Origin of the sequence: Brasilonema octagenarum UFV-OR1 (genome assembly GCF_963888615.1) — a bacterium.
In the GTDB taxonomy this organism is placed as follows: Bacteria; Cyanobacteriota; Cyanobacteriia; order Cyanobacteriales; family Nostocaceae; genus Brasilonema; species Brasilonema sennae.
This window is the reverse complement of record NZ_CAWPKW010000214.1, coordinates 1-5,031: the sequence shown is the minus strand read 5'-3', so window position 1 is coordinate 5,031 and position 5,031 is coordinate 1. Positions and strand designations below refer to the sequence as shown.

General features: G+C 42.0%; 3 protein-coding genes. All 3 read left to right on the top strand.

The genetic code is table 11. From position 1 onward, the window contains the following. Nucleotides 1-473 precede the first annotated feature (473 nt). The 3 genes from AC5590_RS16265 to AC5590_RS16255 are packed head-to-tail and all read left to right on the top strand — an operon-like array spanning nt 474 to nt 4,763. On the top strand, nt 474-1,208 hold the full coding sequence (locus AC5590_RS16265) for an effector-associated domain EAD1-containing protein (RefSeq protein ID WP_169268874.1): 735 nt from the start codon (nt 474-476) through the stop codon (nt 1,206-1,208). Further along, entirely contained in the window at nt 1,132-1,959 is an 828-nt protein-coding gene (locus AC5590_RS16260; RefSeq protein ID WP_248277432.1) for an AAA family ATPase, read from the top strand. Before AC5590_RS16265 ends, AC5590_RS16260 begins: the two co-directional genes overlap by 77 nt. After that, entirely contained in the window at nt 1,956-4,763 is a 2,808-nt protein-coding gene (locus AC5590_RS16255; protein WP_169268872.1) for an SAV_2336 N-terminal domain-related protein, read from the top strand. The genes AC5590_RS16260 and AC5590_RS16255 overlap by 4 nt, the downstream gene beginning before the upstream one ends. Nucleotides 4,764-5,031: the final 268 nt, after the last annotated feature.

The following is a 5,031-nucleotide window of genomic DNA, read 5'->3' as shown; positions in this document are numbered from 1 at the left end:
GGAGAGGGGTGCCCGATAGCGTAGCGTGCCGTTAGGCATAGGGCGGGGTGAGGTTCTTCGTTTTTTTATAAGTGTTCATCCGAACTTGATATTATAAAAAATTTCAAATCTAGGAGCGTAGAGATTTCATTATGAGTTCATTTATAATACCAATACTATGTGAAGTTAGATTTTCTTAACCCACACGCTAAAGCTTGGGATCAACACAGGTAAATAAATGTAGACGCCGGAAACGGTGATCCCGATTGGAGAAATTCAACTTACAATACGGGAACACGGTTCAGTGCTATCTGCTCACGGTTAGAAAAGCAAGGTTTCTTGACTGTTTTACGTAGTAATAAGCAGAAATAGCAATATTTTATACTGTATATAGTAAAGTTGAATCTCCGGAAACAAATAAAACCAGGGTGTAGATACTTGAATGGAGTTAACAGCTATAAATTATCATTTTGGTAGGGATGGGGTAGTCACTCATGGATTTGTCTGGGTATGAGATAAAAAAAATAAGAAAAGCACTGAAATCTGCTTACCCTAGGCGAGACAAATTGATTGTCATGCTGCGTGAAGAAATTGATATAGATGAGTCAGAAGTTCCTCAAGATTCAGATTATGATAGTGTTCTGTTCGATTTGATAATAAATTTTGATAGTAAAGGCAGTATTAATAAATTAATTGATGGGGCGCGTAAGGGAAATCCTGGTAATTACTGCTTGCAGAAATTATCTACTACAATGAATGCTTTTAAAATACTCGCTCCTTTAAAGGGAAAATATATTGAACAAATGAAGCAGTCTTATCTTGCCTGTTGTCCTGAAGATTGGCATATAAATCAATATACTGAGATCGCTGATGATCTTGAACAAATTTTAGATAATCTTGAGGATATGCCTCAAGGAAGAAATTCTGACACTCGTACTGAACAGTTTGTGACTCGTTTCTTAAAAGACGCAACAAACAGGCTATCTTCTGAAGAATTAGATAAATTAAAGGAATTAGGCAAGCGGTACTTTAATATTTTTGATAAGTTGCCGACTCCGAAAGATGAAACACCAACAATCGAGCGAACACAGAATATACCAAATCACTTAATTGTTCACATATACCCAAGTAAACAACAGAAAGAGTATTATTTTGTTTCGGCGTCGTCCTTTGTTGGTGACAGGAAAACCGGGGACAGGGAAAACTTCTTTAGCTTATGCAGTGGCTAAAGAATTACAACTGGGAGAAGTGTTGCGTTGGAATATTACGACTCGCTCGACTTTACAGCAAGGACTTTATCGTTATGATGCCATTGGTAGGTTACAAGATGCTCAAATGAGTCAGGATAATAAAGATAATTTAGCGGAAATTGGCAAGTATATTCAATTGGGTTCCTTGGGAACGGCGTTACTTCCTTCAAAAAATCCCAAGGTGTTATTAATTGATGAAATGGATAAAAGCGATATTGATTTACCCAATGATTTATTAAACATCTTTGAGGAAGGGGAATTTGAAATTCCCGAGTTAGCACGGATAGCTGATAAAGTTTCAGAAATTGTTGTACAAACTTACGATAACCAAACAACAACCATCGTTAAAGGAAAGGTGCAGTGTCAGGCGTTTCCGTTTGTGATCCTCACGAGTAACGGCGAACGAGAATTTCCACCCGCTTTCTTGCGGCGCTGCTTGAGATTAGACTTACGGGAACCGACTCGTGATGAATTAGAAGCGATTGTCAAAGCGCATTTAGGCGATATTATTGGACAAGCAGACAAAGTTATTGAGAAGTTTGTCAACCGACGGGATAAGGGAGACTTGGCAACAGACCAATTACTCAATGCCATTTATATGTTAACCCGTACGGCTGATTTGCCTGATTCTCCGATGCTGGATTCTGGGGATGATCAAGAAAAAGAACAGAAAAAAGAAAAGTTTATCGAACGGTTGCTGCAATACTTGAGTAGTACAGAGGGGATATGATTTCGCGGGCGATTGCCATTCTACAACAAGCAGGCTTTGACCTAACCGCCCGCGAGTTAGCAGAAATTATCTGGTTGGCGGTTCATATAGAAGAGTCTGAACAATCACAGCAGCAAGCACAACAACAATCCCAACAATTAAACCCACCCGAAACCCAAACTCAAGAAACTCCAGAGATAGCATCTTCACCTCAAGTCACAGAACCTGGTGCTGAAGTTTCTCTTCCCTCTTCTGTGCTAAGTTCCGCAAAATCTTCACAAAGTCGGGAAGCAATTCCGATCAAAGTACCAGCGGCTGTAGCACTACGAAATTCTCTAGCTTTAGCACGTGCGCTTCGCCCTTTAATGCGCAAAATTCCATCTCCTACAGAAAATATACTGGATGAGGAAGCTACAGTTTACCGCATTGCACAAGAAAAAATTTGGGTACCAGTTCTCAAACCTGCGCCAGAAAGATGGTTAGAGTTAGCGTTGGTGGTTGAACAAAGCAGTTCAACTGCTGTCTGGAAACAGACTATCACCGAACTCCAACGCCTCTTAAAACATCACGGTGCATTTCGAGATGTGCGAACTTGGGAATTAAAGGTTACAGAAACAAAAGCACAATTATTCCCTCAAAATAGTACAGGTGCTTATAGTTCAACTCCTTATAGTCCTGAAGTATTGATTGACTCCAAGGGACAGCGTTTAATTTTACTGGTGAGTGATTGTATTTCTCCTGCTTGGCGAAACAAGTTTATTCATCCACTGCTAGAGTTGTGGGGACGTAAGGGTTTAATGACTATTCTGCAATTACTCCCCGAACGGCTTTGGGAAAGAACAGCTTTAGCTTCAGAAATACCTGTTCAACTGCATTCCCTTAACCCTGGAGTTTTCAATTCTCAGCTGATTGTAGAAACTTGGGATGACGATATAACTGATGAAATTGAGAACACTCTCCAAAAAGACGCAAACAAAATCAAAAATCCTATCCCTGTTCCCATTGTCACTCTAGAACCTGAACCTTTACTATTATGGTCACGAGTTATAGCAGGTTTAGGGAATGTAAAAACAGCAGGGTTTAAATTTTCCTCTGAATTTTCCTCTGTAAATGGAGTTGAACACAGCGACACTCAACAATTTACAGAACACAAACAACTCAACCTGACTCCAGCAGCATTAGTCAGTCGATTTCGCGCTACAGCTTCTCCCCTTGCTCGTCGGTTAGCTGGATTAATGGCAGCTGCACCTGTGAGTTTACCAGTCGTGCAACTGATTCAGCAAACTCTCCTGCCACAATCATCACAAATTCATGTGGCGGAGGTGTTTATGAGTGGACTGCTTAAACCTCTAACACCAATTCGCCAAAATACAGACGCTGATTATATTGAGTATGAATTTGTTGAGGGGATAAGGGAATTACTGCTAGAGTCTGTCCCAGTGAGTAAAACAATTTCAGTTATTGATAACGTATCTGAGTTTGTCGCTAAACGACTCGGTTTATCAGTACGGGAATTTGAAGCGCGTTTACTTGTACCCGCGTCTGGGGGTGAAGATTCTGTGGAAACAAAGATTCGTCCCTTTGCACAGCTAAAGGCTCAAGTTTTACGACAATTGGGAGGGGAATATGCGCGTTTGGCTGACGAGATTGTAACCGTTCACTTTAAGCAGGGATTAGCGCTGTACAAGCAAGGCAAACTCGATGAAGCGATCACCTCTTACCAAAAACCGTTGCAAATCGACCCAAATAATCCAATCGCTCACAATCATTTGGGGATTGCGCTGAAAAATCAAGGCAAACTCGATGAAGCAATCGCCTCTTACCAAAGAGCGTTGCAAATCGACCCAAATTTAGCAAATGCTCACTATAACCTGGGGAATGCGCTGTACGATCAAGGCAAACTCGATGAAGCGATCGCCTCTTACCGTAAAGCCTTGCAAATCGATCCAAATTATGCAAATGCTCACCGTAACCTGGGGTTAGCGCTGAAAGATCAAGGCAAACTCGAAGAAGCGATCGCCTCTTACCAAAGAGCGTTGCAAATCTACCCAAATTATCCAGACGCTCACAATAACCTGGGGAATGCGCTGAAAAATCAAGGCAAACTCGATCAGGCGATCGCCTCTTACCGTAAAGCCTTGCAAATGGACCCAATTTATGCAGATGTTCACTTTGTCCTGGGGAATGCGCTGTCCGATCAAGGCAAACTCGATCAAGCGATCGCCTCTTACCAAAGAGCGTTGCAAATCTACCCAAATTATGCAGATGCTCACAATAACCTGGGGATTGCGCTGAAAAATCAAGCCAAACTCGATGAAGCGATCGCTTCTTACCGCCAAGCCTTGCAAATCGACCCAAATTATGCATATAGTCACAATAACCTGGGGAATGCGCTGTACGATCAAGGCAAACTCGATCAAGCGATCGCTTCTTACCGCCAAGCCTTGCAAATCGACCCAAATTATCCAGACGCTCACAATAACCTGGGGATTGCGCTGAGAAATCAAGGCAAACTCGATCAAGCGATCGCCTCTTACCAAAGAGCGTTGCAAATCGACCCAAATTATGCGAAAGCTCACTTTAACCAGGGGTTAGCGCTGTCCGATCAAGGCAAACTCGATCAAGCGATCGCCTCTTACCGCCAAGGGTTGCAAATCGACCCAAATGATGCAAAAGCTCACAATAACCTAGGGATTGCGCTGTCCGATCAAGGCAAACTCGATCAAGCGATCGCAGAACTGGAAATAGCTGTTCGCCTTGATCCTAGTAGTACGCTGTATCGTAAAAACTTAGAAAATTATAAGAATGAAAAGAAGGATTTTTAGAGGCGTTTATTTGGTGGGTAGAATATTCTCAGTTACTTAGTATTATTTTGTACTTTTGTCCTTTTCCTCTTTGCTCTTTTCTTTTTTCCCTCTTCAAGTGAAGCAAACTGGAATTTTTTCGCGAATAATTGCGTTGCATAACCCCACCCCGGTTTTGTCTGACGCCAAAACTGCCTCTCCCCTTAGCAAGGCTACAGTGTACACACCGGAACGCTCAAAACCTCACCCTCGCTTGAATCGGCGCTAAAATCTTTCCCTCTCCTTACTA